27 protein-coding genes are annotated in these 23,725 nt (G+C 70.7%); 7 read left to right on the top strand and 20 right to left on the bottom strand.

Annotated elements, in window-relative coordinates; genetic code table 11:
• Nucleotides 1-4: 4 nt before the first annotated feature.
• Entirely contained in the window at nucleotides 5-664 is a 660-nt protein-coding gene (gene nucS / locus ACSMXO_RS36870) for an endonuclease NucS (protein ID WP_346260841.1), read from the bottom strand.
• Nucleotides 665-737: 73 nt separating this feature from the next.
• On the opposite strand from nucS, the gene ACSMXO_RS36875 reads away from it, so the two are divergent.
• Genes ACSMXO_RS36875 through ACSMXO_RS36885 form a run of 3 tightly spaced genes read left to right on the top strand, consistent with a single transcriptional unit; the run spans nucleotide 738 to nucleotide 3,079 of the window.
• The gene (locus ACSMXO_RS36875) at nucleotides 738-1,373 is read left to right on the top strand and encodes a DUF4126 domain-containing protein (RefSeq protein ID WP_455415555.1); all 636 of its coding nucleotides are present in this window, start codon (nucleotides 738-740) and stop codon (nucleotides 1,371-1,373) included.
• A gap of 3 nt (nucleotides 1,374-1,376) precedes the next feature.
• Nucleotides 1,377-2,225 carry an ABC transporter ATP-binding protein gene (locus ACSMXO_RS36880; RefSeq protein ID WP_346260843.1) on the top strand — a complete coding sequence of 283 codons (849 nt, stop codon included), beginning with the start codon at nucleotides 1,377-1,379 and terminating at the stop codon, nucleotides 2,223-2,225.
• Nucleotides 2,222-3,079 (top strand): ABC transporter permease, encoded by an 858-nt coding sequence (locus ACSMXO_RS36885; protein WP_455415556.1) that lies wholly within the window; start codon nucleotides 2,222-2,224, stop codon nucleotides 3,077-3,079. The genes ACSMXO_RS36880 and ACSMXO_RS36885 overlap by 4 nt, the downstream gene beginning before the upstream one ends.
• Nucleotides 3,080-3,111: 32 nt before the next feature.
• Here the strand turns inward: ACSMXO_RS36885 and ACSMXO_RS36890 are convergent, their stop codons facing one another.
• The gene (locus ACSMXO_RS36890; RefSeq protein WP_455415557.1) at nucleotides 3,112-3,960 is read right to left on the bottom strand and encodes a 3-hydroxyacyl-CoA dehydrogenase family protein; all 849 of its coding nucleotides are present in this window, start codon (nucleotides 3,958-3,960) and stop codon (nucleotides 3,112-3,114) included.
• A 156-nt stretch (nucleotides 3,961-4,116) separates the two neighbouring features.
• On the bottom strand, nucleotides 4,117-4,677 hold the full coding sequence (locus ACSMXO_RS36895) for an NADPH-dependent FMN reductase (RefSeq protein ID WP_455415558.1): 561 nt from the start codon (nucleotides 4,675-4,677) through the stop codon (nucleotides 4,117-4,119).
• Between the two features lie 106 nt (nucleotides 4,678-4,783).
• Between ACSMXO_RS36895 and ACSMXO_RS36900 the strand changes: the two genes are divergently transcribed.
• The gene (locus ACSMXO_RS36900) at nucleotides 4,784-5,278 is read left to right on the top strand and encodes a MarR family winged helix-turn-helix transcriptional regulator (protein WP_455415559.1); all 495 of its coding nucleotides are present in this window, start codon (nucleotides 4,784-4,786) and stop codon (nucleotides 5,276-5,278) included.
• Nucleotides 5,279-5,298: 20 nt separating this feature from the next.
• Here the strand turns inward: ACSMXO_RS36900 and murA are convergent, their stop codons facing one another.
• Entirely contained in the window at nucleotides 5,299-6,747 is a 1,449-nt protein-coding gene (gene murA / locus ACSMXO_RS36905) for a UDP-N-acetylglucosamine 1-carboxyvinyltransferase (RefSeq protein ID WP_455415560.1), read from the bottom strand.
• Here murA and ACSMXO_RS36910 point away from each other — a divergent pair.
• Both ACSMXO_RS36910 and ACSMXO_RS36915 read left to right on the top strand, forming a co-directional pair.
• Nucleotides 6,746-7,318 (top strand): cob(I)yrinic acid a,c-diamide adenosyltransferase, encoded by a 573-nt coding sequence (locus ACSMXO_RS36910; protein WP_346260849.1) that lies wholly within the window; start codon nucleotides 6,746-6,748, stop codon nucleotides 7,316-7,318. The two genes, murA and ACSMXO_RS36910, sit on opposite strands and share 2 nt — an antisense overlap.
• Nucleotides 7,319-7,349: 31 nt before the next feature.
• Nucleotides 7,350-7,784: a VOC family protein gene (locus tag ACSMXO_RS36915; RefSeq protein ID WP_455419398.1), complete on the top strand. Its 435-nt coding sequence runs from the start codon at nucleotides 7,350-7,352 to the stop codon at nucleotides 7,782-7,784.
• Between the two features lie 216 nt (nucleotides 7,785-8,000).
• On the opposite strand, the gene ACSMXO_RS36920 is transcribed toward ACSMXO_RS36915, so the two are convergent.
• Both ACSMXO_RS36920 and ACSMXO_RS36925 read right to left on the bottom strand, forming a co-directional pair.
• Complete coding sequence (locus ACSMXO_RS36920) at nucleotides 8,001-8,762, bottom strand: response regulator (RefSeq protein WP_455415561.1); 762 nt, start codon at nucleotides 8,760-8,762, stop codon at nucleotides 8,001-8,003.
• Nucleotides 8,759-9,955: a sensor histidine kinase gene (locus tag ACSMXO_RS36925; protein WP_455415562.1), complete on the bottom strand. Its 1,197-nt coding sequence runs from the start codon at nucleotides 9,953-9,955 to the stop codon at nucleotides 8,759-8,761. The genes ACSMXO_RS36920 and ACSMXO_RS36925 overlap by 4 nt, the downstream gene beginning before the upstream one ends.
• 166 nt (nucleotides 9,956-10,121) lie before the next feature.
• On the opposite strand from ACSMXO_RS36925, the gene ACSMXO_RS36930 reads away from it, so the two are divergent.
• Nucleotides 10,122-10,811, top strand: a complete 690-nt coding sequence (locus ACSMXO_RS36930; protein ID WP_455415563.1) for a class I SAM-dependent methyltransferase — start codon at nucleotides 10,122-10,124, stop codon at nucleotides 10,809-10,811.
• Nucleotides 10,812-10,989: 178 nt separating this feature from the next.
• Here the strand turns inward: ACSMXO_RS36930 and ACSMXO_RS36935 are convergent, their stop codons facing one another.
• The 14 genes from ACSMXO_RS36935 to ACSMXO_RS37000 form a co-directional block, all read right to left on the bottom strand.
• The gene (locus ACSMXO_RS36935) at nucleotides 10,990-11,430 is read right to left on the bottom strand and encodes a DUF2550 domain-containing protein (protein WP_346260853.1); all 441 of its coding nucleotides are present in this window, start codon (nucleotides 11,428-11,430) and stop codon (nucleotides 10,990-10,992) included.
• A gap of 12 nt (nucleotides 11,431-11,442) precedes the next feature.
• The gene (locus ACSMXO_RS36940; protein WP_346260854.1) at nucleotides 11,443-11,724 is read right to left on the bottom strand and encodes a F0F1 ATP synthase subunit epsilon; all 282 of its coding nucleotides are present in this window, start codon (nucleotides 11,722-11,724) and stop codon (nucleotides 11,443-11,445) included.
• An 89-nt stretch (nucleotides 11,725-11,813) separates the two neighbouring features.
• Nucleotides 11,814-12,905, bottom strand: a complete 1,092-nt coding sequence (locus tag ACSMXO_RS36945) for an LCP family protein (RefSeq protein WP_455419399.1) — start codon at nucleotides 12,903-12,905, stop codon at nucleotides 11,814-11,816.
• A gap of 336 nt (nucleotides 12,906-13,241) precedes the next feature.
• Nucleotides 13,242-14,378 carry an LCP family protein gene (locus ACSMXO_RS36950; RefSeq protein WP_455419400.1) on the bottom strand — a complete coding sequence of 379 codons (1,137 nt, stop codon included), beginning with the start codon at nucleotides 14,376-14,378 and terminating at the stop codon, nucleotides 13,242-13,244.
• Nucleotides 14,379-14,733: 355 nt separating this feature from the next.
• On the bottom strand, nucleotides 14,734-16,170 hold the full coding sequence (gene atpD / locus ACSMXO_RS36955) for a F0F1 ATP synthase subunit beta (RefSeq protein ID WP_346260855.1): 1,437 nt from the start codon (nucleotides 16,168-16,170) through the stop codon (nucleotides 14,734-14,736).
• The gene (locus ACSMXO_RS36960; RefSeq protein ID WP_346260856.1) at nucleotides 16,170-17,102 is read right to left on the bottom strand and encodes a F0F1 ATP synthase subunit gamma; all 933 of its coding nucleotides are present in this window, start codon (nucleotides 17,100-17,102) and stop codon (nucleotides 16,170-16,172) included. Before ACSMXO_RS36960 ends, atpD begins: the two co-directional genes overlap by 1 nt.
• A gap of 9 nt (nucleotides 17,103-17,111) precedes the next feature.
• On the bottom strand, nucleotides 17,112-18,764 hold the full coding sequence (gene atpA, locus ACSMXO_RS36965) for a F0F1 ATP synthase subunit alpha (RefSeq protein WP_346260857.1): 1,653 nt from the start codon (nucleotides 18,762-18,764) through the stop codon (nucleotides 17,112-17,114).
• An 82-nt stretch (nucleotides 18,765-18,846) separates the two neighbouring features.
• On the bottom strand, nucleotides 18,847-19,668 hold the full coding sequence (locus tag ACSMXO_RS36970; RefSeq protein ID WP_455415564.1) for a F0F1 ATP synthase subunit delta: 822 nt from the start codon (nucleotides 19,666-19,668) through the stop codon (nucleotides 18,847-18,849).
• Entirely contained in the window at nucleotides 19,668-20,243 is a 576-nt protein-coding gene (locus ACSMXO_RS36975) for a F0F1 ATP synthase subunit B (protein WP_346260859.1), read from the bottom strand. The genes ACSMXO_RS36970 and ACSMXO_RS36975 overlap by 1 nt, the downstream gene beginning before the upstream one ends.
• A gap of 26 nt (nucleotides 20,244-20,269) precedes the next feature.
• Nucleotides 20,270-20,509 (bottom strand): ATP synthase subunit c family protein, encoded by a 240-nt coding sequence (locus tag ACSMXO_RS36980; RefSeq protein WP_346260860.1) that lies wholly within the window; start codon nucleotides 20,507-20,509, stop codon nucleotides 20,270-20,272.
• A gap of 90 nt (nucleotides 20,510-20,599) precedes the next feature.
• On the bottom strand, nucleotides 20,600-21,403 hold the full coding sequence (atpB, locus tag ACSMXO_RS36985) for a F0F1 ATP synthase subunit A (RefSeq protein WP_455415565.1): 804 nt from the start codon (nucleotides 21,401-21,403) through the stop codon (nucleotides 20,600-20,602).
• Between the two features lie 12 nt (nucleotides 21,404-21,415).
• Nucleotides 21,416-21,646 (bottom strand): AtpZ/AtpI family protein, encoded by a 231-nt coding sequence (locus ACSMXO_RS36990; RefSeq protein WP_346260862.1) that lies wholly within the window; start codon nucleotides 21,644-21,646, stop codon nucleotides 21,416-21,418.
• Between the two features lie 205 nt (nucleotides 21,647-21,851).
• Nucleotides 21,852-22,313: a hypothetical protein gene (locus tag ACSMXO_RS36995; RefSeq protein ID WP_455419401.1), complete on the bottom strand. Its 462-nt coding sequence runs from the start codon at nucleotides 22,311-22,313 to the stop codon at nucleotides 21,852-21,854.
• Between the two features lie 46 nt (nucleotides 22,314-22,359).
• Nucleotides 22,360-23,679, bottom strand: a complete 1,320-nt coding sequence (locus tag ACSMXO_RS37000; protein ID WP_455415566.1) for a serine hydroxymethyltransferase — start codon at nucleotides 23,677-23,679, stop codon at nucleotides 22,360-22,362.
• Nucleotides 23,680-23,725: the final 46 nt, after the last annotated feature.

A 23,725-nucleotide genomic window follows, 5' to 3' on the forward strand; every position in this document is an offset into this window, starting at 1 on the left:
CCGGTCAGAAGAGCGTCAACTCGTCCTTCTCGATGCCGCGCAGCCGGTCGTAGTTCACCGCCACGCACCGGATGCCCCGGTCGGTGGCGAGCACCCGGGCCTGCGGCTTGATCTCCTGGGCGGCGAACACCCCGCTGACCGGTGCGAGCAGCGGATCGCGGTTGAGCAGTTCCAGGTAGCGGGTGAGCTGTTCCACCCCGTCGATCTCGCCGCGCCGCTTCACCTCGACCGCCACGGTGGCTCCGGCACCGTCCCGGCAGAGCAGGTCGACCGGACCGATCGCGGTCATGTACTCCCGCCGGATCAGCGTGAACCCGTCACCCAGCTCGGTGGGGGTGGCGGCCAGCAGTTCCTGGAGGTGCGCCTCCACGCCGTCCTTGCGCAGCCCCGGGTCGACGCCCAGCTCGTACGAGGTGTCCTGGAAGATCTCCTCCAGGGTGATCCGCAGCTCCTCACCGGCCTTGTTGACGACCCGCCACACCCCGGGGGCCTCCTCCAGCCGGCACGGCGGGCTCATCCAGTTCAGTGGCTTGTACGCCCGGTCGTCGGCGTGGATCGAGACCGACCCGTCCGCCTTCAGCATCAGCAACCGGGTCGCCAGCGGCAGGTGTGCCGAGAGCCGCCCGACGTAGTCCACAGAGCACCGCGCTATCACCAACCGCACCCGACGAGGGTAGCGGAGCGGTCCGGTACCGCTGGGCGCGCCGTCCTGGCGCGTCGGTGCCATCCTGGTACCCGTGCTGGAAGCCCTCACCGGAACCGGCCTCGCGGCATCGGCCGGTCTCAACGCGTACATCCCGCTGCTCACCATGGGGCTGCTCGCCCGGTACACCGACGTGGTGAACCTGCCCAGCGGCTGGCAGTGGATCTCCAACGGCTGGGTGCTGGCGATCCTGGTGGTACTGCTCGCCATCGAGGTGGTCGCCGACAAGGTGCCGGTGGTCGACCACGTCAACGACGTGGTGCAGACCGTGGTCCGGCCGACCGCCGGCGGGCTCGCCTTCGGGGCGGGTTCCGGGGCGGAGACGGTCACGGTCAGCGACCCGGGCCAGTTCTTCGGCTCCCACCAGTGGGTGCCGGTGGTGATCGGGGTGCTGATCGCGCTCGGCGTGCACGGGGTCAAGGCGGCGGCCCGGCCGGTGATCAACGCCGGTACGGCCGGCTTCGGCGCCCCGGTGGCGAGCACCGCCGAGGACGCGACCAGCGTGGTCTTCTCGCTGTCGGCGATCCTGCTGCCGGTGCTGGTCCTGCTCTTCCTGCTGGCCGTGCCGCTCTTCGCGATCTGGGTGGTACGCCGACGCCGGCGTCGCCGGGCGGAGCGGCGGGCCGCCCGACCCGGTGACCGGTACGACCGGTCCGTCACGCATAGTTGACCCATGGCAGAGCAGCTCGCGATCTCCGTGCGGGGGTTGCGCAAGGCGTACGGCGGGACGGTCGCCGTGGACGGCGTCGACCTGGCGGTGTCCCGGGGCGAGGTCTTCGCCCTGCTCGGGCCGAACGGTGCCGGCAAGACCACCACGGTCGAGATCCTGGAGGGCTACCGGCGCCGGGACGCGGGCGAGGTCAGCGTGCTCGGCGTCGATCCGGACCGCGCGGACGGGCAGTGGCGGTCCCGGGTCGGCATCGTGCTCCAGGGCACCGGCGAGTTCGACGACCTGACGGTGGCCGAGGTGGTGCAGCACTTCGCCGGCTTCTACCCCGCCCCGGACGACCCGGACAAGGTAGTCGAACGGGTCGGGCTGGCTGGCAAGGCGAAGGCGCGCACCCACACCCTCTCCGGTGGGCAGAAGCGCCGGCTGGACGTGGCGCTCGGCATCGTCGGCCGACCCGAGCTGCTCTTCCTGGACGAGCCGACCACCGGCTTCGACCCGGAGGCCCGCCGCGAATTCTGGGAGCTGATCCGGGACCTGGCCGCCGCCGGCACCACCATCGTGCTGACCACGCACTACCTGGACGAGGCCGAGGCGCTCGCCGACCGGGTCGCGGTGATCACCGGCGGGCGGCTGGTCGAGGTGGCCGCTCCGGCCCGGCTCGGCAACCGGGCGGAGGCGCTGGCCACGGTCTCCTGGCGTACCCCGGAGGGCGCGGTGGAGCGGGTCGAGAGCGCGACGCCGACGGCGCTGGTCGCGGAGCTGGCCGCGCGGTTCGGCGGCGAGGTGCCGGGGCTGACCGTGACCCGGCCCACCCTGGAGGACGTCTACCTACGGATGATCGGGCACCGATGAGCACCTCGACCACCGCACCGGAGACCGCCGGCAGGCCGCCGCAGTCCGCGCCGGCCCGCCGGGTCGGGCCGGTCGCGCTCGGCCTCCGGCAGGGCCGGCTGGAGGTACGCCAGTTCCTGCGCAGCCGCGAGTCCGTGGTCTTCACCATGCTCTTCCCGGTGGTGATGATCCTGATCTTCGCGTCGATCTTCAAGGGCGAGATCGGGGGCGGAGTCCGGTTTACGCAGTACTTCGTGACCGGCATGATCGCCACCGGCCTACTGACGGTCGGCTTCCAGAGCCTGGCCATCCAGATCCCGATCGAGCGGGACCGCGGCGTGCTGAAGCGGCTGCGCGGCACCCCGATGCCGAAGTGGGTGTACTTCGTCGGCAAGATCATCATGGTCGCCGTGATCGGCCTCGCCGAGACCGTACTGCTGCTCGCCGTCGCCGCGCTGCTCTTCGACCTCACCCTGCCGCAGACCGCCGGCAAGTGGTTCGACCTGTTCTGGATCTCCACCCTCGGCATCACCGCCTGCACCCTCTGCGGCATCGCCTTCTCCTCGCTGCCCCGCACCGGGCGTGGCGCGTCCGCCACGGTGACCCCGGTGGCCCTGGTGCTCCAGTTCATCTCCGGGGTCTTCTTCGTCTTCACCGACCTGCCGAGCTGGATGCAGCAGGTCGCGGCGATCTTCCCGCTGAAGTGGATGTGCCAGGGTCTGCGCTCGGTATTCCTGCCCGAGTCGTTCGGCGCCCTGGAGCCGGCCGGCTCCTTCGAACTGGGCCGGGTCGCCCTGGTACTCGGCCTCTGGTGCGTCGCCGGTCTGGTGCTCTGCCTGACCACCTTCCGCTGGACCAGCCGCCGCGACGGCTGATCCAGCACGCGGTCGGTCGGGCACCAGCCCGGTCAGTACGAGTAGAAGCCCTTTCCGGTCTTCCGCCCCAGGTCACCGGCGGTGACCATCCGCTGCAACAGCTCCGGCGGGAAGAACTTCTCGTCGGCGGTGTCGGCGTAGATGTTCTTCGTCGCGTGCAGCAGCACGTCGGCGCCGGTCAGGTCGGTGGTGGCCAGCGGCCCCATGGCATGCCCGAAGCCGAGCTTGCAGGCGGTGTCCAGGTCCTCCGGCGAGATCACCCCGGACTCGACGAGCTTGACCGCCTCCATCACCAGGGCGGTGATCAGTCGGGTGGTGACGAAGCCGGCGATGTCCCGGTTGACCACCACGCAGGTCTTGCCGATCTCCTCGGCGAACTCCCGGGCGGTGGCCAGCGTCTCGTCGCTGGTCTTGTAGCCCCGGACCAGCTCGCAGAGCTTCATCATCGGGACCGGTGAGAAGAAGTGGGTGCCGACGACCGACTCCGGCCGGCCGGTGGCCGCCGCGATCTGGGTGACCGGGATGGCCGAGGTGTTGGTGGCCAGGACCGCACCGGGGGCACAGATCTTGTCGAGCGCCCGGAACACCTCCTGCTTGATCTCCAGCCGCTCGAAGACCGCCTCGACCACGATGTCGGCGTCGGCCGCCGCCTCCAGCTCGGTGGTCGGGGTGATCCGCCGCAGCGTCGCCTCTACCTCGTCGGCCTCGATCGTGCCCTTGGCCGCGAACTTCTCCAGTGACGTACGGATGCCGGACAGGCCGCGGCGGGTGGCGGCGTCGTCCAGGTCGCGCAGGGTGACCTGCCAGCCCGCCCGCGCCGCGACCTGGGCGATGCCCGAACCCATCAAACCGGCCCCGATGACCGCGAGTCGACCCGCCATGTGCGCACTCCTTCGGCTGGATTGTGTCCTCGCAGGCCACCTTAGCGGTCGCTCCGGCCGCCGCTACCCGCCGGTAACCGGTACGGCCGGCGGCACCCCGGGGGCATGTCCGGGGTGCCGCCGGCCCGACGGTGGTCGTCGCGGGGCGCGACGGGGTCAGCTAGCGCGCAGCGGCGCGAGCGCGGTGCTCCAGGTGACGGTCTGGTCCAGTACGACGCCGAGGGCGTCCGCCTGGTGCGGACCGGGCTTGAAGACGCTGTAGTTCTCGAAGTCGGTGTGCAGCGAGAGCGCCACCTGGGCCCGTACGTCGGCCATCATCAGCTCACCGGCGATCAGGCGCAGGTGCTCGACCGCCCGGGCCCCGCCGACCGTGCCGTAGCTGACGAACCCGACCGCCTTGTTGTTCCACTCGGCGAAGAGGAAGTCGATGGCGTTCTTCAGCGCGCCCGAGGTGGAGTGGTTGTACTCCGGGGTCACCATGACGAACCCGTCGAACGAGGCGATCTTGGCGGCCCACTCCAGGGTGTGCGGGTTCGCGTACTGCCCCATGCTCGGCGGGATCGCCTCGTCGAGGTGCGGCAGCTTGTAGTCGAGCAGGTCGACCAGCTCGTACTCGGCGTCACTGCGCTGACGGGCGATGTCGTACACCCAGCGGGCCACGGCCTCGCCGTTGCGGCCGGGGCGAGTGCTGCCAAGGATGATGCCAATTCTGGTCATTGTTCGTTTTTCCCTCTCGAAATGAGCGACAACCAAGTGCTTGTCGCGTCAAGCAAATGTCGCGATAGTTGCTTTGTCAAGCAATCGCCGTGCTAGTGTGTTCTCCATGACAACCCCGTTGCCCCCGTTGAGCAGCGAGGAGGAGGCCGTCGTCCGGGCACTGGGCCGGGCGATCATCGTCGTGCCGCGGGCGCTGGACGCCGACCTGACCCGCGAGCAGCGCCTGTCGATCAACGAGTACGCCGCGCTGATGCACCTCTCCGAGGCGCCCGACCGCCGGATGCGGATGAACGAGCTGGCCACCGCCTGCGACCTCTCGCTCAGCGGGATGACCCGGATCGTCACCCGGCTGGAGCAGCAGGGCTTCGTCGAGCGGATCCGCTGCGCCGAGGACGCCCGGGGCTGGAACGCCGTGCTCACCGACGCCGGGCTGGCCCGGCTGGAGGCGGCCTACCCGACCCACCTGGCCAGCGTCCGGCGGCACATCGTCGACCACCTCGACGGGCTGGACCTCGGGCAGCTCGCGAACGCGCTGCGCCGGTTCGCGACGACCGGCACCTGCGCGGAACACTCGGACCCGGAGTCCCGGTCCGCCTCCTGAGCTGGCCGCCCGCCGCCCGGTCACAACGTGAACGCCGGCTCTTCGGGAGCGGTCGCCCGCTCCACCTCGACCCCCAGGCTCCGCAGGTCGGCGATGAAGTCCGGATAGCCCCGGTCGACGTGGTGCACGTGCGAGACCTCGGTGACCCCGTCGGCGCAGAGTCCGGCGATCACCAGGCCCGCCCCGGCCCGGATGTCGGTGGCCCGCACCGGAGCACTGGAGAGCCGCTCCCGGCCCCGGACCACCGCGTGGTGCCCGTCGGTCTTGATGTCCGCACCCAGCCGGGCCATCTCGTTCACGAACATGAACCGGCCGTCGAAGATGTTCTCGGTGACCAGCGAGGCCCCCTCGCTCACCGAGGCCAGCCCGATCGCCATCGGCAGCAGGTCGGTGGCGAAGCCCGGGAACGGCAGGGTCACCACGTCCACCGCCGACGGCCGCCGGTCCAACTGCACCCGGAACGCGTCGGCCCGGGTCTCGACCAGGCACCCGGCCGAGACCAGCTTGTCGAGCGCGATCTCCAGGAAGGCCGGGCTCGCGCCGGTCACCGTGACGTCGCCCCGGGTCATCGCCGCCGCGAAGGCCCAGGTGCCGGCGACGATCCGGTCGCCGACCGTGGCGTGCCGGACCGGGCGCAGCTCCGAGACGCCCTCGATGCGCAGCATGGACGTGCCGGCCCCATCGATCTTGGCACCCATCTGGCTGAGCATGGTGCAGATGTCCACGATCTCCGGCTCGCGGGCGGCGTTGTCGATCTCGGTGACGCCCCTGGCCAGTACCGCCGCCATCACCAGGTTCTCGGTGGCGCCGACGCTGGGGAAGTCGAGCCAGATCGTCGCGCCGTGCAGCCCCCGGGGTGCCGAGGCGATGACGAAGCCGTGCTCACCGGAGATCTCCGCGCCCATCCGGGCCAGCCCGGCCACGTGCATGTCCAGCCCGCGTGAGCCGATGGCGTCGCCGCCGGGGTGCGCCACCCGGACGTACCCGCGCCGGGCCAGCAGCGGGCCGAGCACGCAGATCGAGGCGCGGAGCCGGCGTACCAGGTCGTAGTCGGCCTCGGTGCCGGGATCCGTCGGCACGTCGATCGTCACCGAACAGGACCGGGGCGGGTCGCCGTCCCCGCCCGCCGCACCATCGCCCTCGTCGTCGGCGAATGAGACGGCACAGCCGAGCCGGCGCAGCACCTCGGCCATGATCGCGATATCGGTGATCCGGGGTACGTTCGTGATCACACTCCGCCCCGGGGCGAGCAGCGCCGCCGCCATCAGTTTCAGCGCGGAATTCTTGGCACCCACGACGTGCACCTGGCCCTCCAGCCGGGCGCCGCCGCTGACTCTGATCACGTCCACGTCGCAAATCGTAGAGTCGTCCGCCCCACCCGGCCCGGTGCCGTCCGGCCAGCCCTGCCCGGTTCCCGGCCCGGGCCGGGCCGCCGTCGCCGGACTTGACGTCCGTACGCTGTTCGTCATGGCCGTCCACCTCACCCGCATCTACACCAGGACCGGCGACGCCGGCACGACCAGGCTGAGCAACAACGAAGAGGTCGCCAAGACGGACCCGCGGATCGGCGCGTACGCCGACGTCGACGAGTGCAACGCGGCGATCGGGGTGGCGCTGGCCCTCGGGCAGCTCGACGAGGACCTCCGCACCGTGCTCGGCACGGTCCAGAACGACCTCTTCGACGTCGGCGCCGACCTCGCCACCCCGGTCGAGCCGGAGCCGGCGTACCCGCCGCTGCGGGTCACCGAGGAGTACGTACGGCGGCTGGAGGGCTGGTGCGACCGGTACAACGCCCGACTGGCCAAACTCGACTCCTTCGTCCTGCCCGGCGGCACCCCGGGAGCGGCCCTGCTGCACGTGGCACGCACGATCGCCCGGCGGGCCGAGCGCTCGGCATGGGCCCTGATCAGCTCCGAACCAGATCGAACCAGCACTCTCCCGGCAAAGTATCTCAACCGCCTCTCGGATTTGCTGTTCATCCTGGCAAGAACCGCGAATCCGGCCGGAGATGTGCTATGGGTGCCGGGTGGCCAGCGCTGACCCGGCCGCTCCCGGTAACGCCCCGAGCGGGGTGACCCCCGACCAGCCGCCCGTCCCGCCTGGCGGGTTGCACCACGTCGAGATCTGGGTACCGGACCTCGCCCAGGCCAGCACGAGCTGGGGCTGGCTCCTCGGCGAACTGGGCTGGACGCCGTACCAGAGCTGGCCGGCCGGCCGCTCCTGGCGGCACGGCCCGACCTACCTGGTACTGGAGGAGTCCCCCGCGCTGTCGTCCCGGCGGCACGACCGGCTCGCGCCGGGCCTCAACCACCTGGCCTTCCACGCCGGCCCGCCCGCCGCCGTGGACCGGCTGGTCGCGCTGGCCTCCGGGTACGGCTGGTCGCTGCTCTTCGCCGACCGCCACCCGTACGCGGGCGGGCCGGAGAACTACGCCGGCTACCTGACTGACAGGTCCGGGTTCGAGGTGGAACTCTGTGCCTCCTCAGTCCCCGTCCCCGGCGGCTGACCGGCCCGGCGCCTCCCGGCCCGCCGGGACAGGCCGCCGAGTTGGTCCCCGGCGAACGCGACCAGGGCGCAGACGGCCAGCGCGGTGGCCAGCGGCGGGATCCACCCCTGCACCGTGCCCGGCGCGCCCGCCGGCCGGCGTCGTGCCGCGGGCCGCACCGGCTCCGCCGACTGGCCGGTGCGCGGCGGCCGTCCCCTGGGGCACACCCCGTCGGGATCACCGGGACGCTGGCGGGACGGTGCCCGGAGTGTTCTCGTCGCGGGTACTGCTGTCCCGGCCCGGTCCGTCCAGGCCGATCGGCCGGAAGTCGTCGTCGACCAGACCGAGCCGGTGCGCCACCACCGCGGCCTGGACCCGGTTGCGCAGCCCGAGCTTCTCCATCGCCGCCGAGACGTGCGTCTTGACGGTGGTGACCCCCAGGTGCATCCGGGAGGCGATCTCGGCGTTGGAGAGCCCGGCGCCGACCAGGGCCAGCACCTCGCGCTCCCGGCCGCTGAGCAGCCGGCGACCCGACGGCCGTACGGCGTCGGAGCCGCGTTCGGTGTCCTCGGTGTGTGCCTGCAACGCCCGGTGCACGATCCGGGCCAGTACGGCCGGTGCCAGCAGCGGCTCACCCCGGGCGGCCCGGCCGACCGCGTCCACCAGGTCCTCGGGGGCGCCGTCCTTGACCAGGTAGCCGATCGCCCCGGCGCCGAGCGCCCCGTAGATGTTGGCGTCGTCGGCGAAGGTGGTCAGCACCAGTACCCGGGTCGCCGGGTGCTGGTCGAGGATCCGCCGGGTGGCCTCGATGCCGTCCATCCGGGGCATCCGCAGGTCCATCAGCACCACGTCCGGGCGGAGCCGCTCGGCCAGCCGGACCGCCTCCCGCCCGTCGCCGGCCTCGCCGACGATGTCGAACCCGCCGGCGGTGCGGAGCAGCAGGGTCACCCCGGCCCGGACCAGGGCTTGGTCGTCGACGACCAGGACACGTACGGTCACCGGGACCGCCCGGTCGGCTCCGCGTCGACCGCTCGGGGCGCCGGCTTCGCGCAGATCGCCGCCGTCTTCTCCCGGATCGGCAGGTGCGCGGCGAGCCGCCAGCCACCGCCGCCGGTGGGGCCGGCGAGCAGCGTGCCGCCGAGCAGCCGGACCCGTTCCCGCATCCCGGCCAGCCCGTGCCCGGAGGGCGGCAGCAGGGACGGCCGGGGCTGCTCCGGGCCGGTGTCGAGCACCTCGACCAGCAGGCCGGTACCGTCCGGCCGGATGTCCACCGAGGCGGTCGCGCCCGGTCCGGCGTGCTTGAGGGTGTTGGTCAGCCCCTCCTGCACCACCCGCGCGGCGGTGGTACGCACCACCAGCGGCGCCTCGCCGACGTCGCTGGCCAGGTTCATCCGGACCGCCACCCCGGCCGCCCGGACCCGCTGCTCGGCATCCATGATCAACTGCTCGGGTTCGATCGGCGGCCCACCCGCCACGATCGCGTCCGGGTCGCGCAGCACTTCCAGCAGCGCCCGCAGTTCGTCGAGCACCTGGCCGGCGGTGACCCGCAACTCCCCCAGCGCCTGCACCGCGTCGTCCACCCGGCCGGTACGCCGGGCCGCGTACTGCGCCGCGCCGGCCTGCAACGCGATCGCGCCCACGTGGTGCGCGACGATGTCGTGCAGGTCCCGGGCGATGGCCGCCCGCTCGGCCAGCCGGGCCGCCCGGGTCTGCACCTCCTGCTGCGCCTCGACCTCCCGGGCGCGCTCCTCGGCCGACTGGGCCACCCGGCGCACCCGACCGAGGTAGCGGGCCAGGGCGACCGGGGCGACGGAGATCCCGAAGAAGCCGGCGAGTTGGATGAACCCCTGCTGCCCGGGAAGCAGCCCCTCGCTGTCGGGGCCGATCAGGTGCACCAGCGACGCCGCGTACGACAGCCCCAGCGCCACGGCGGTGGCCGGCCAGTTCGCGGCGTACGCGATGATCCCGAGCGCGGTCAGGGCGGCGAAGTGGGCGACGTCGGCGCCCAGCGGGGCGGTCCAGTTGGCGACGCTGAGCAGCAGGCACTCGGCCAGCAGCACCGGCCAGGGCCACCGGCGGACCGCCACCAGGATCAGCCCGGCGGCCACCGTCACCAGCAGGGGCAGCGGCTCGCTCTGCACCACGGGCCAGCCCAGCTTGGCCAGCCCGAAGGCGCCTCCGACCAGGCCCATCAGCACATCTGGCCACCATCTCCGCCGCACCCGCACGCCGCAACGATACGGAGCCGCAACTCCGGCTGCGACTCCTGCCACCGGTCTCGGCGCCTCCTCCGAGTGGCCGGGTACACCGGCCGGCCGGATGACATCCGAGATTGATCAGTTCGCCTAGCTTCGGTCCGTGCCCACCGAGATGATCTCGTTTCTGGCCCAGTTGGCCCGCGACCCCCGGGCGGTCGGTGCCATCGCGCCCAGCGGAACGCCGCTCGCCGAGCGGATCACCGCGACGATCCCCCGGAGCGGGCAGCCGCTGGTGGTCGAACTCGGCCCCGGCACCGGGGCGTTTACCCGGGTGATCCAGCGCCGGCTGGCCGGTCAGGGCCGACACCTCGCGGTGGAGGTCAACTCGACCTTCGCGGACCGGCTGGCCCGGGAGCATCCGGCGGTCGACGTGCTCCAGGCCGACGCCGGAGCGCTGGCCGGGCTGCTCTCCGAGCGGAACCTGCCGCCGGCCCAGGTGATCGTCAGCGGCCTGCCCTGGGCCGTGTTCAGCGCGCAGAAGCAGCGGGAAATCCTCACCGCGGTCGTCGCGGCGCTCGCCGACGACGGGGTCTTCACCACCTTCGCCTACCAGCACGCCCGCTGGTCGCCGCCGGCCCGGCGGCTGCACCGGAACCTCCGGGAACTGTTCGAGGAGGTCGTGGTCGGCGGGACGGTCTGGGCCAACCTGCCGCCCGCGGTGGTCTACCACTGCCGGCGGCCGATCCGGCAACCGGCCGGCGAGGAGCGCGGCGGACCCGGCCGGCACCCCGGACCGGTCCGCCCGGGGACCCGCTCCGCCTCGCGCGGCCCGGAGCCGAGCCGCCCCTGATCCCCCATCCGCCTCCCGCCCCGGCCGCACGCTCGATCATGCGAACCGGGGTGCAGTCGTGTCGGGCGGGGGTTACCGGCCGCCGGAAGGGTTGGTCACCGCGAACCGGTGCAGCGTCGTGTCGGACCGACCGGTGACCGGCCGCCGGCCGACGGGTGGCCTCGCCGCGAACCCGGGCTCAGTCGCGGAGCACCAAATGAGAAACCGCCCCCGGAGGGGCGGACTCAAGCCAGGAGAGAAAACCGGTGACCGTGGACTTCGCCATCGCGATCTCCACGGGTGCCTGGTGACTGACACATCGCAGGATCACCCAGTCGGCGGGCATGATGAGCCGTTCCTGGCCCTCGGGTAGCCGGCGGCGCTCCACCGCGAGGCCACGCCGGGAGAGTACCCGCTTCGGCCGGAGCGCGAAGCTGAACATCCGGTACCAGCGGAGCTCGGTCTCGGCGAACCGCGCGAAGCCCGGCGACCAGCCGCGGCCGTCGAGGATCGTCGTGACCCGCACGCTGAGCCGGATGATGCCGCCGGAACGGGTCATCAGGGCTCGCCGGACGAAGAGTGCCGCAACCGCGAGGAGCAGCACCAGGACGCCGATTCCGATCCAACGCAAGACCAGCATCGACGTGTCGGGTCAGCGGCTCGAGGACTCGGTCACCGGGCTGGCGCTCTCGGCCAGCACCGTTACCCCGGAGCTGGTCACCGAGAGGAAGCCGCCGTTCACGTCGTAGGTCAACTGCTCGCCGCCGGCCAGCTTGATGCGTACCTGGCCGGGCTCGGCGAGCTGCCCGAGCAGCGGCGCGTGTCCCGGCAGCACTCCGAGCTCACCCTCGGTCGTCCGTGCGACGACCATCTCGGCCTCGCCCGTCCAGATCTTTTCCTCGACGGCGACGAGTTCGACCTGAAGCTGTGCCACGCTGTCTCCTTGCTGCGGCGGCGGGATTGTGGAAAGTCTAGTCCGGCTCCCGCCGCCGCTCCCAGCCGGGTGGCTCCGACCGGTACCGCTCACTTGACCTTGTTCAACAACTCCGGATTGTTGATCACAAAGCTGTCGACCGTGCCGGCCTTGAGCGCGGCGAAGAACTCCTGCGCGATCGGCTGGAACTTCTCGCCCTGGTAGTCGCCGCCGACGATGACACCGCCGCCGGGCAGCTTGATCATCTGGATCGAGTCCGAGCGCAGGTTGCGCAGCGCGAAACCGAAGTCGAGCAGCTTGTGGCCACGGCCGCTGAAGATCAGCGACTTACCCGCCGCCCGGATCACCCGGTCCAGCTTGACCGGGTTGGTCACCACGTCCTTGCTCAGCGCCTGGTCGGCCATGGCCCGCACGAACTGCTGCTGGTGCCGCTGCCGGCCGTAGTCCCCGTCGGTCACCCCGTTCTGCGGGTACCGCTGGCGGACGTAGTCCAGCGCCTGCCAGCCCTCCAGGTGCCGGGTGCCCTTCTTGTACTGCGCCTGCGGGCCGACGTAGCCCTCTCCAACGGGTTTGTGCGCCCGGTGCGTACCGTCCGGGCGGCGGTGCTCCGACTTGACGTTCTGGTCGATGTACATCGTGACGCCGCCCATGGCGTCGACGATCTTCAGGAAGCCGCCGAAGTTGATGATCGCGCCCGCGTCGAACCGCTTGATCCCGGTCACCTTGGAGACCGTCAGGGAGAGCAACTCGAAGCCCTGGGCCGCGCTCGGCAGCTTCTCGCCGGGCACCCTGCTGCCGTACGACATCGCGGCGTTCAGCTTCGTCCGGTCACCCGAGAAGTCGGCCTTGGCGAAGCGGGGGATGTCGACCAGCAGGTCCCGGGGCAGCGAGAAGAGGTACGCCGAGTCCAGCGTCTCGTTCACGTGCAGCACCATGATCGAGTCGGCCAGCGGCGGGGTCTCCGGCTTCCGCGGGTCGATGCCGACCAGCAGGATGTTCAGCGGGCCCTTGATGTCCGACTTCCTCTCCGCCGCCGGCGCCCCGGCGGCGGAGTCGCCGAAGAGGTCCTCCTCGGTCACCGCCCCCTCGACCCGGGAGAACACCGCCTCCAGGCCGACCAGCACGCCGCCGCTGAGCAGCACCAGCACGGCGCCGAAGATCGTGCAGAGCCGGGCCCACATCGGTACGACCGACTTCTTGCGCCGCCCCTGGATAATCGGCCGTCCGCCGCCCGACAGGTCGCCCACCGAGCCGTCGCCGATCAGCCCGACGCTGCCGTCCCGACCGCGCTCCGGCCGGCCCGTCCGTCTGGTGGACCGGCCAGCGCCCTTGCCGCCCTCGCTCACTGCATCTCCATCCGTAGCGCCCTGGAATTCTCGCGCCCGTCAATAAGGACGGGTCGACGGGGCGGAAATGTTGCAGAGACTAGCCATGGATCCTGGTGCGTGTGGCACCGGTACCCGAGGGACCCGGCCGGACCGGCCCGGACGCCCCGGGTGGCTCCGGCCCCGAGCGGGTTACTTGGCCTTGTTCAGTAGTTCGGGGTTGTTGATGACGAAGCTGTCGACGGTGCCGGCCTTGATCGCGGCGAAGAACTCGTCCGCGATCGGCTGGAACCTCTCGCCCTGATAGTCGCCGCCCTGGGTCACCCCACCACCCGGCAACTTGATCATCTGGATCGAGTCCGACCGGAGCCCGCGCAGCGCGAAGGCGAAGTCGACCAGGTCGTGACCGCGACCGTTGAAGATCAGCGACTCGCCGGCCGCCCGGAGCACCGAATCCAGCTTGATCGGGTTGGTCACCACGTCCTTGCTCAGCGCCTGGTCGGCCATTGCCCGGACGAACTGCTGCTGGTGCCGCTGCCGGTCGTAGTCACCGTTCGGCAGGCCGTACCGCTGCCGGACGTAGTCCAGCGCCTGCCAGCCCGACAGGTGGGCATTGCCCTTCGTGTACTGCGCCTGCGGCCCGGTGTACCCGCCACCACCCGGCTTCAGCGTGCGCATCTTGCCGTTCGGCTGCCGGTGCTCCGACTTGACGTTCGTGTCGATGTACATGTCGACGCCGCCCATCGCGTCGACGATCTTCTGGAAGCCGTTGAAGTTGATGATCGCCCCGGCGTCGAACCGCTCGATGCCGGTCACCTGGGAGACGGTCCTGGAGAGCAACTCGAAGCCCTGGGCCGCGCTCGGCAGCTTCCCGCCGGGCACCTTGCTGCCGTGCGCCATCGCGGCGTTCAGCTTCTCCGTACCGCCGTTGTAGTCGGCCTTGGCGAAGGCCGGGATCTCGACCAGCAGGTCCCGGGGCAGCGAGAAGAGGTACGCCGAATCCAGCGTCTCGTTCACGTGCAGCACCATGATCGAGTCGGCCAGTGGTGCCCACTCCGGCGTCCGCGGGTCGATCCCGACCAGCAGGACGTTCAGCGGGCCCTTGATGTCCGACTTCTTCTCCGGCACCGCGCCGGCCGCCTCGTCGCCGAAGAGGTCGGCCTCCTGCACCGCTCCCTCGTAGCGGGCGAGCACCGCCTCGAAGCCGACCAGCCCGGCGCCGCTGACGAGCACCAGCAGGGCACCGAGCATGGTGCAGACCCGGGCCCAGCGCGGCGCCCGAGACCTGTCCCGGTGCCGCCGACCCGAGCCCGTCCGCTCGGGACCCATCCGCTCCGGGCCAGGCTCGTCGGCGGCCGGGGAGCCCGGCGTGGCGCCCCGCCGCTGCCGGGCCAGCCGGTGGATCCTGCCGCCCGCTCGACCGTCGCCGCTGCCGCCTTCACCCACCAGACACTCCGTTCGTAGCACCCCGCGACCAGGACGGGCCCACTGGACAGAGACGTGCCGGTCAGCCGGGGTTGCGGGCCGCCCACGACGGTACCCGGCAAAGTCGGGTTACCAAAGCAGCGGAACCAGATGAAGACCGAACAAATCGACCAGAGCGTGCAGGTGAACAGCGGGTGAAGACGCCGAAGCCGCACCGGCGACTGCCGGTGCGGCTGGCGTACGCGTACTCGCCGGTGAACTAGTCCTTCATCAGCTCACGGGCGTTGCGCTCCAGGTCGTCGAGCCCACCGCACATGAAGAAGGCCTGCTCGGGGAAGTGGTCGTACTCGCCCTCGCTGATCTTCTTGAACGCCTCGACGGTGTCCTTGACCGGCACGTACGAGCCCTTGATGCCGGTGAAGACCTCGGCCGCGTACGTGTTCTGGGAGAGGAACCGCTCGATCCGGCGGGCCCGGCCGACGGTGAGCTTGTCCTCCTCGGAGAGCTCCTCGATGCCGAGGATGGCGATGATGTCCTGCAGGTCCTTGTAGCGCTGCAGGATCCGCTTCACCTCGGAGGCGACCGCGAAGTGCTCGGCACCGACGAACTCCGGCGCGAGGATCCGGGACGAGGACGCCAGCGGGTCCACCGCCGGGTAGATGCCCTTGTCGGAGATCGACCGCTCCAGGTTGGTGGTGGCGTCCAGGTGGGCGAAGGTGGTGGCCGGCGCCGGGTCGGTGTAGTCGTCCGCCGGCACGTAGATCGCCTGCATCGAGGTGATCGCCTGGCCCCGGACCGAGGTGATCCGCTCCTGGAGCTCGCCCATCTCGTCGGCCAGGGTCGGCTGGTAGCCCACCGCGCTCGGCATCCGGCCGAGCAGGGTGGAGACCTCCGAACCGGCCTGGGTGAACCGGAAGATGTTGTCGATGAAGAGCAGCACTTCCTGCTTGTTCACGTCCCGGAAGTACTCCGCCATGGTCAGCGCGGAGAGCGCCACCCGGAGCCGGGTGCCCGGCGGCTCGTCCATCTGGCCGTAGACCAGCGCGGTCTTGTCGATGACGCCGGACTCGGTCATCTCGTGGATGAGGTCGTTGCCCTCACGGGTCCGCTCACCCACCCCGGCGAAGACCGAGGTACCACCGAAGTTGTTGGCGACCCGGGTGATCATCTCCTGGATCAGCACCGTCTTGCCCACACCGGCACCGCCGAACAGACCGATCTTGCCACCCTTGACGTACGGGGCGAGCAGGTCGATGACCTTGATGCCGGTCTCCAGCATCTCGGTCTTCGGCTCCAGGTCGGCGAAGGCCGGCGCCTTGCGGTGGATCTGCCACCGGTCGGCCGCCTCGAAGGTCTCGCCCTCCTTGAGGTTGAGCACCTCGCCGATGGTGTTGAAGACCCGGCCCTTGACCGCGTCACCGACCGGCACGGTGATCGGCGAACCGGTGTCCCGGACCTCGGTGCCCCGGACCAGACCGTCGGTCGGCTGCATCGAGATCGTCCGGACCATGTTGTCGCCCAGGTGCTGGGCGACCTCCAGGGTCAGCGTCTTCTGGCCACCGGAGAGGGTCACCTCCACCTTGAGAGCGTTGAAGATCTCCGGCATGGCGTCGCGCGGGAACTCGGCGTCGACGACCGGGCCGATGACCCGGACCACGCGGCCCGTCGCGGTCTTGGTCTCTGAAGGAGCAGTCATCACACTTCACTTCCCGACGCGGCCAGCGCGTTCGCGCCGCCGACGATCTCACTGATCTCCTGGGTGATCCCGGCCTGACGGGCCGAGTTCATCTCACGCGTGTAGGTCTCGATCATCTCTTCGGCGTTGTCCGTCGCGCTCTTCATCGCCCGACGACGCGAGGCCGACTCGCTGGCCGCCGACTCGAGCAACGCCGCGTAGATCCGCGTGTTGATGTATTTCGGCAGCAGCGCGTCCAGCAGCGCGTCCGCCTCCGGCTCGAACTCGTACGCCGGCAGCAGCCCCTCGGAGCGCGGCCGGTCCTCGACCTCCATCGGCCCGATGATCCGGGCCACCGGGGTCTGCGACATCAGCGACTTGAACTGCGTGTAGACGATGTGCAGCTCGTCGACGCCGAGCACGCCGTCGATCCCCGGGTCACCGCCCTCCACGTCGTCCGCGCCGGAGACGAACGCCTTGATCAGCGTCTCGCCCACCTGCTTGGCGTCGGCGAAGGTCGGCTGCTCGGAGAAGCCCGTCCAGCTCGCCTCCACCTTCCGCTGCCGGAACCGGTAGAAGCCGACACCCTTGCGGCCGATGACGTAGAGCACCGGCTCCTTGCCGTCGGCCTTCAACCGGGCGATCAGCGACTCCGCCGCCTTGATCGCATTGGAGGTGTAACCGCCGGCCAGGCCGCGGTCGCTGGTGACCACGACCACCCCGGCCCGGCGGACCTTCGGCCGGGCGGTGAGCAGCGGGTGGTCGATGGCCGCGTTGGACGCCAGCGCGGTGAGCACGCCGGTGATGGCCTGGGCGTACGGCAGCGACGCCGCGACCCGGGACTGGGCCTTGGCGAGTCGGCTCGTCGCGACGAGCTCCATCGCCTTGGTGATCTTCTTCATCGACTTCGCCGAGCGGATCCGTTGACGAAGAACGCGTACCTGGGCAGCCACCGGTCAGCCCTACTGCTTCTCGGCCGGGGCCGACTCGTCGCCGCGGTACCGGGTGACCGTCTCGCGGTCCTGCTCGCCCTCCATCGGCTCGGCCGGCGCCTCGTTGACCCGCACCTCGTCCTCCTTGCCGAGGAACATCTGCTTAAACCGGGTGACGGCCTCGTTCAGCGCGTTGATGATGTCGTCGTCCCAGTTGTTGTCCGCGATCGACTGCATCGTCGGCTTGTACTGGTGGCGGAGGAACTCCAGAAACTCGGACTCGAAGCGCCGGACCTCGCCGATCGGCACGTCGTCCAGCTTGCCCTCGGTGCCGATCCAGACCGAGACCACCTGCTCCTGCACCGGGAACGGCGAGTAGTTGGTCTGCTTCAGCAGCTCCACCAGCCGGGCACCCCGGCTGAGCTGGTCCTGGGACGCCTTGTCCAGGTCTGAGGCGAGCGCGGCGAACGCCTCCAACTCGCGGTACTGCGCCAGGTCCAGCCGGAGCCGGCCGGCCACCTTCTTCATCGGCTTCACCTGGGCGGCACCGCCGACCCGGGAGACCGAGGTACCGACGTTGATCGCCGGCCGGACACCCTGGTTGAACAGGTCGGTTTCCAGGAAGATCTGGCCGTCGGTGATCGAGATGACGTTGGTCGGGATGAACGCGGAGATGTCGTTGCCCTTGGTCTCGATGATCGGCAGACCGGTCATCGAGCCGCCGCCCATCTCGTCCGAGAGCTTCGCGCAGCGCTCCAGCAGCCGGGAGTGCAGGTAGAAGACGTCACCCGGGTACGCCTCGCGGCCCGGCGGGCGGCGCAGCAGCAGCGACACCGCCCGGTACGCCTCGGCCTGCTTGGTCAGGTCGTCGAAGACGATCAGGACGTGCTTGCCGGCGTACATCCAGTGCTGGCCGATGGCCGAGCCGGCGTACGGGGCGATGTACTTGTAGCCGGCCGGGTCGGAGGCGGGCGAGGCGACGATGGTGGTGTATTCCATCGCGCCTTGCTCCTCCAGCAGGCCCTTGACCGAGGCGATGGTCGAGCCCTTCTGGCCGATCGCCACGTAGATGCAGCGGACCTGCTTGGCCGGGTCGCCGGAGCGCCAGTTGTCCCGCTGGTTGAGGATCGTGTCCAGCGCGACGGTGGTCTTGCCGGTCCGCCGGTCACCGATGATCAGCTGCCGCTGGCCCCGGCCGATCGCGGTCATCGCGTCGATCGCCTTGATGCCGGTCTGCAACGCCTCGTTGACGCTCTGCCGGGCCATCACGTTCGGCGCCTGCAGCTCCAGCTCGCGGTAGCCCTCGTTGGCGATGTCGCCGAGGCCGTCGATCGGCTGGCCGAGCGGGTTGACCACCCGGCCGAGGAACGCGTCGCCGACCGGCACCGAGAGGACCCGGCCGGTCCGCTTGACCCGCTGCCCCTCCTCGATCCCGCCGTAGTCACCGAGCACCACGACGCCGATCTCGCGGACGTCGAGGTTGAGCGCCAGGCCGAGGGTGCCGTCCTCGAACTCCAGCAACTCGTTGGTCATGGTCGAGGGCAGGCCCTCGACGTGGGCGATGCCGTCACCGGCGTCGGCGACGGTGCCGACCTCCTCACGGGAGACGTCGGGCGAATAGGAGGAGACGTAGCGCTCCAGCGCGCCGCGGATCTCCTCCGACGAGATGGTCAGCTCGGCCATCCTCTTCTTCCTCTATTCAGGGCCCGGTTAACCGGAACGGCGTGGATGTCTTCTCGGCGCTGCGCGGAGGCGTCAGTGGTGGTCAGCCCCGCGCGAGCGCGTTTCTGGTGTCGGTGAGGCGGCGCAGGATCGTGCCGTCGTAGAGATCGGAGCCGATCTGGACGCGCAGCCCGCCCAGCACGGCCGGATCCACCGTCTGCTTGACGCTGACCTCCCGACCGTATAGCTCGGTGAGCTTGCGCCCCAACCGGTGCTCCTCCTCCTCGGCCAGCGGGGCCGCGACGGTGACGTACGCCACCTGACGGTCCCGCCGGTCGGCGGCCAGCTCGACCAGCCGGGTCAGCGCCCCGGAGAAGGAGCGCCCGCCGAACCCGGCGAGCGCGACCTCGACCAGCTTGACCGTCACCGGTTTGGCCTTGCCGGACAGCAGCGCGCCGGTCAGCTCGGCCCGCTGCGCCACCGGCGCGATCGGGTCGGAGAGCGTGTTGCTCAGCTCCGCGTCGGCGGCGACCACCTGACCGAAGCGGAACAGCTCGTCCTCCACCTCACCCAGGTCGCCGGCCCGGTCGGCGCTGGCGAGCAGCGCCTCCACCCCGAGCCGCTCGGTGGCGCTGAGCAGCTCGGACGGCGCCGACCAGCGGCCGGAGACCAGCACCCCGAGCAGCTCCCTGGCGTCCGCGCCGACCTTGTCGCCGACCAGCGACTCCAGCAGCGCGGCCCGGTCCTCGCCGGCCCGTGCCGGGTCGGAGAGCGCCCGGCGCAACCGCGGCTCGCGCCGCAGCAGGCCGGCGACCGACCCGAGTTCGTCACCGGTGGCGACGATCCGGTCCGCATCCGTCTGGCCGGCGTACGCGTCGAGACGCTGCCGTGCGGCGGCGTACGACTCCCGGCTGGCGGCCTGCATCAGCTCGCCCGTACGGCGGAGCCGTTGGCCGAGCCGTTGCCGGCGCCGACGCCTTCCAGGTCGGCCAGGAACCGCTCGACGGTGCCCTTGCGCCGCGCCTCGTCGGCCAGCGACTCACCGACGATCCGGCTGGCCAGGTCGACCGCGATCGTGCCCACCTCGGTACGCAGCTCGCGCACGATGGTGGCCCGCTCGGCGGCGAGCTGCTCCTTGCCGGCCGCGATGATCCGGTCGGACTCCTCCCGAGCCTTGGCCAGGACGTCCTGCCGGATGCCCTCGGCGTCGGCCCGGGCGTCGTCGCGGATCTTCGCCGCGTCGGTCCGCGCCTCGGCGAGCTGTGCGCGGTACTGCTCGAGGAGCTGGTTGGCCTCGGCCTGGGCGGCCTCGGCGCGCTTGATCCCGCCCTCGATCGCGTCCACCCGAGCCTGGAAGGTCTGCTCCATCCGCGGGAAGACGAACTTCATCAGCATGAAGCAGAGGATGGCGAAGGCGATCGAGCCAATGACGATCTCCTGCCAGAGCGGGATGATCGGGTTGTGCTCGGTGCCGCCCTCCGCGGCCAAGTAGACGAACATCGGAACCTCCCGTTTCGAGGGAACGGCTATACGGAGAAGGCGTAGCCGAAGGCGATGCCCAGCAGCGCCAGCAGCTCGATGACGGCGAAGCCGATCCAGACGTACGGCAGCGTCAGCCGGGACGACTCGGGCTGCCGGGCGGTCGACTGGATGTAGGCGCTGAAGACCAGGCCGACACCGATACCCGGGCCGATGGCCGCGAGGCCGTAGCCGATGGCGCTGAGGTTGCCGGTGATTTCAACGGCGGCGAGGGTCGACGACAACATTGGTTGGTTCCTCCTGGAATCACGCGTGACGGCTCACGCGGGACGACAACGGGTGTGCGGTTGTGTTCGGGTCGGTGTTCGTCGGGTGCGTCAGTGTTCCTCGGCGAGCGCGCCCTGCACGTAGCTGGCGGTCAGCACGGTGAAGATGTAGGCCTGCAAGACGATGACCAGCGCCTCCAGGAAGGTGATCGCGATCGACACCGCCCAGGAGAGCACCGAGATCGGCTTCAGGAAGAACGACTCCGAATTCAGCAGGACAAAGCCGCCGAGGGTGAAGACCAGCAGGATGATGTGCCCGGCGAACAGATTGGCGAACAACCGCAGTGCCAGCGACACGGGCCGGGCGATGAACGTCGAGAAGAGTTCGATCGGGATCAGCAGCGGCTGCATGAACCACGGCGCCGGCGGCATAAGTGAATGCTTGAAGAACTTTGCGAAACCGTGGTGCCGGATGCCCACCCAGATGAACATCACGTAGCTGATGATCGCCAGGATCGTCGGGAACGCGATGTGCGCCATCGGCGAGATCTGCACGAACGGAATGATCTGCCACAGGTTGTTGATGAAGATGAAGCAGAACAGCGTCGCGAGGTACGGCGCGAAGGCGACGCCCCGGTGCCCGATCATGTCGACCGCGATGTTGTTCCGGACGAAGCCGTAGATCGACTCGGCGATCCACTGGCTCTTCGTCGGCACCAGCTTCGGGTTCCGGTAGGTGACCAGGAAGAAGATGATGAGCAGGGCGGCGCCCAGCCAGATCAGCGCCGTGAACTTCGTGATCCAGTACGAGTTGTGCGCGCCCCACGGCACGATGCTCGGCAGAAAGAAGTCTTCCACGCTGGGTGGAAACGGAACCTTGCCGTCCTCCGCGAGGACGATCGACTTTCCGATCACCGCGTCCCTTCCCTAGCTAGGGGTGCCGAGTCGGCGGATGACCAGGTAGACGCCCCCGGCCCCGCCGAGCAGGAACCCGATCCCGGTGGCCAGACCACCGGTGTCGAGCCACTGGTCGACCAACCAACCGATGCAGCCCCACACCGCCAGACCTCCGATGAGGTATGCCAGCGCGGTCCAACCCTCACCGGCCTCGGGAGTGCCCGAGCCGCTGGGGGGTTGGGGGGTTTGGTCACCGGTCATGACGGCCGAACGATATCAGCCGGGGATACGAGGCTGTGCCTCACCCCCCGCACAACCTCGTTGTGTGGGCCTCTGGGCGGGCGCGTCGTCTGTGGGCACGCTACTCCGGTTCCGCCACCGGGAAAATGACCGATCACTGACAGTTTCCTGTGCCGTCCCGTCAACGGGACTCGGAGCAGGTCCAACCCGAGACGGGTGACCCGGATCACGCCTCGGGCGGCCGGTGCGTCCGTACGGCGTGCACGGTGGCCACCCACCAGATGTTCGCCCCGGTCCAGGCCACCACCCCGGCGAGGACTCCCCAGCCGAACGGCTCCAGCCCGGCCCAGCCCCGGCCGGCGACCCCGGCCATCACCACGCCGATCACGCTGAACTTGGCGACGTACATCGCCACACCGAACGGCAGCACCAGGGTGGGATGGACGGAGTCGGCCCAGGCGATCACCAACGTGGAGGCCAGATAACTCAGCGTGACCAGGCCGACCCCGGCCGCCGCACCGGCCGCGCCGACCCCGCCGCCCAGCAGGGCACCGAGCACGGTGGCCAGGACCAGCAGGCCCGCCGACGCCCCGAGCACCACCGGCAGATGCGCCAGCCGCCAGTGCCGGTCCGGCGCACCGGTCCCGCCGGCCGGCGGCGACCCGCCGGCTCCGCCCGCGGTGGCCACCTCCGGCTCCGCCGGCCGGTCCGCCACCTCGACCGGCTCCGCGCGCTCAGCCACGGGGGTACGCCGGGAACGCGGCCACCAGGTCGGCGACGTCCGCGCCGATCGCGGCGAGGGCGTCGGCACCGCCGGGCGCGGCTGGGTCGGTCCGGACGGCCCGGGAGATCAGTTCGCCGATCCGGCGCATCTCCGGCTCGCCCATGCCCTGGGTGGTGACGCTCGGGGTGCCGACCCGGATGCCGGAGGCGATCATCGGCTTCTGCGGGTCGTACGGGATGGCGTTCTTGTTCAGGGTGATCGCGGCGGCGTCGCACCGCGCCTCGGCGTCCCGACCGGTGATCCCGGCCTCGCGCAGGTCGATCAGCGCGAGATGGGTGTCGGTGCCACCGGAGACCGGGCGCATCCCCTCTGCCGCGAGGGCGGCGGCCAGTGCCTGCGCGTTCGAAACCACCCGGGCAGCGTACGCCTGGAAGGCCGGAGACGCCGCTTCGCGCAGCGCGACCGCCTTGGCCGCCACCGAATGCATCAACGGCCCGCCCTGGGTGAACGGGAAAACCGCCTTGTCGATCCGCTCGGCGAGTGACTCCCGGCACAGGATCATGCCGCCCCGGGGGCCGCGCAGCACCTTGTGCGTGGTGGCGCAGACCACGTCGGCGTACGGCACCGGGGACGGGATCGCCCGGCCGGCGACCAGCCCGATGAAGTGCGCCGCGTCCACCATGAGATAGGCGTCGACCTCGTCGGCGATCTCCCGGAACCGGGCGAAGTCGATCAGCCGGGGGTACGCGGTGGCGCCGCAAATGATCATCTTGGGCCGGTGCGCCAGGGCCAGCTCGCGTACCTCGTCGTAGTCGATCAGTTCGGTGTCCCGGCGCACCTGGTAGCCGACTGGGGCGAACCACTTGCCGGAGAAGTTGACCCGGCTGCCGTGGGTCAGGTGGCCGCCGTGCGGCAGGTCCATCGCCAGCACCGTGTCGCCGGGCTGCACCAACGCGGCGTACGCGGCCAGGTTGGCGCTCGCTCCGGAGTGCGGCTGGAGGTTGGCGTGCTCGGCTCCGAACAGCGCCTTGGCCCGGTCGATGCCGATCTGCTCGGCCCGGTCCACCTCGGCGCAGCCGCCGTAGTAGCGCCGGCCCGGATAACCCTCGGCGTACTTGTTGGTCAGGGTGGAGCCGAGCGCCGCCAGTACCGCCGGGGAGGTCAGGTTCTCACTGGCGATCAACTGCAACCCGCCGCGCAGCCGGTCGAGCTCGTCCAGCAGCACCTCGGCGATCTCCGGGTCGGTCCCGGCCAACTCGTCGAAGTCCGGCCCCCAGAACGTCGGCTCCCCGGCACCGAGCCGACCCGCCCGCTCGATTAGCTCGCTCACCCCGGCACCTTCTCGTCGCGCTCGGCATTGGGCCGGGTCCGAGTCT

Source organism: Plantactinospora sp. DSM 117369 (genome assembly GCF_053764795.1).

Excerpts from the sequence above, each read along its gene's own strand:
- ACSMXO_RS36880 (WP_346260843.1), top strand. The coding sequence starts at position 1,377 with ATGGCAGAGCAGCTCGCGATCTCCGTGCGGGGGTTGCGCAAGGCGTAC.
- ACSMXO_RS36885 (WP_455415556.1), top strand. The coding sequence starts at position 2,222 with ATGAGCACCTCGACCACCGCACCGGAGACCGCCGGCAGGCCGCCGCAG.
- ACSMXO_RS36890 (WP_455415557.1), bottom strand. The coding sequence starts at position 3,960 with ATGGCGGGTCGACTCGCGGTCATCGGGGCCGGTTTGATGGGTTCGGGC.
- ACSMXO_RS36895 (WP_455415558.1), bottom strand. The coding sequence starts at position 4,677 with ATGACCAGAATTGGCATCATCCTTGGCAGCACTCGCCCCGGCCGCAAC.
- ACSMXO_RS36900 (WP_455415559.1), top strand. The coding sequence starts at position 4,784 with ATGACAACCCCGTTGCCCCCGTTGAGCAGCGAGGAGGAGGCCGTCGTC.
- ACSMXO_RS36910 (WP_346260849.1), top strand. The coding sequence starts at position 6,746 with ATGGCCGTCCACCTCACCCGCATCTACACCAGGACCGGCGACGCCGGC.
- murA (WP_455415560.1), bottom strand. The coding sequence starts at position 6,747 with ATGACGAACAGCGTACGGACGTCAAGTCCGGCGACGGCGGCCCGGCCC.
- ACSMXO_RS36925 (WP_455415562.1), bottom strand. The coding sequence starts at position 9,955 with ATGGGCCTGGTCGGAGGCGCCTTCGGGCTGGCCAAGCTGGGCTGGCCC.
- ACSMXO_RS36935 (WP_346260853.1), bottom strand. The coding sequence starts at position 11,430 with ATGCTGGTCTTGCGTTGGATCGGAATCGGCGTCCTGGTGCTGCTCCTC.
- ACSMXO_RS36945 (WP_455419399.1), bottom strand. The coding sequence starts at position 12,905 with ATGTGGGCCCGGCTCTGCACGATCTTCGGCGCCGTGCTGGTGCTGCTC.
- ACSMXO_RS36950 (WP_455419400.1), bottom strand. The coding sequence starts at position 14,378 with ATGGGTCCCGAGCGGACGGGCTCGGGTCGGCGGCACCGGGACAGGTCT.
- atpD (WP_346260855.1), bottom strand. The coding sequence starts at position 16,170 with ATGACTGCTCCTTCAGAGACCAAGACCGCGACGGGCCGCGTGGTCCGG.
- atpA (WP_346260857.1), bottom strand. The coding sequence starts at position 18,764 with ATGGCCGAGCTGACCATCTCGTCGGAGGAGATCCGCGGCGCGCTGGAG.
- ACSMXO_RS36970 (WP_455415564.1), bottom strand. The coding sequence starts at position 19,668 with ATGCAGGCCGCCAGCCGGGAGTCGTACGCCGCCGCACGGCAGCGTCTC.
- ACSMXO_RS36975 (WP_346260859.1), bottom strand. The coding sequence starts at position 20,243 with ATGTTCGTCTACTTGGCCGCGGAGGGCGGCACCGAGCACAACCCGATC.
- ACSMXO_RS36980 (WP_346260860.1), bottom strand. The coding sequence starts at position 20,509 with ATGTTGTCGTCGACCCTCGCCGCCGTTGAAATCACCGGCAACCTCAGC.
- ACSMXO_RS36990 (WP_346260862.1), bottom strand. The coding sequence starts at position 21,646 with ATGACCGGTGACCAAACCCCCCAACCCCCCAGCGGCTCGGGCACTCCC.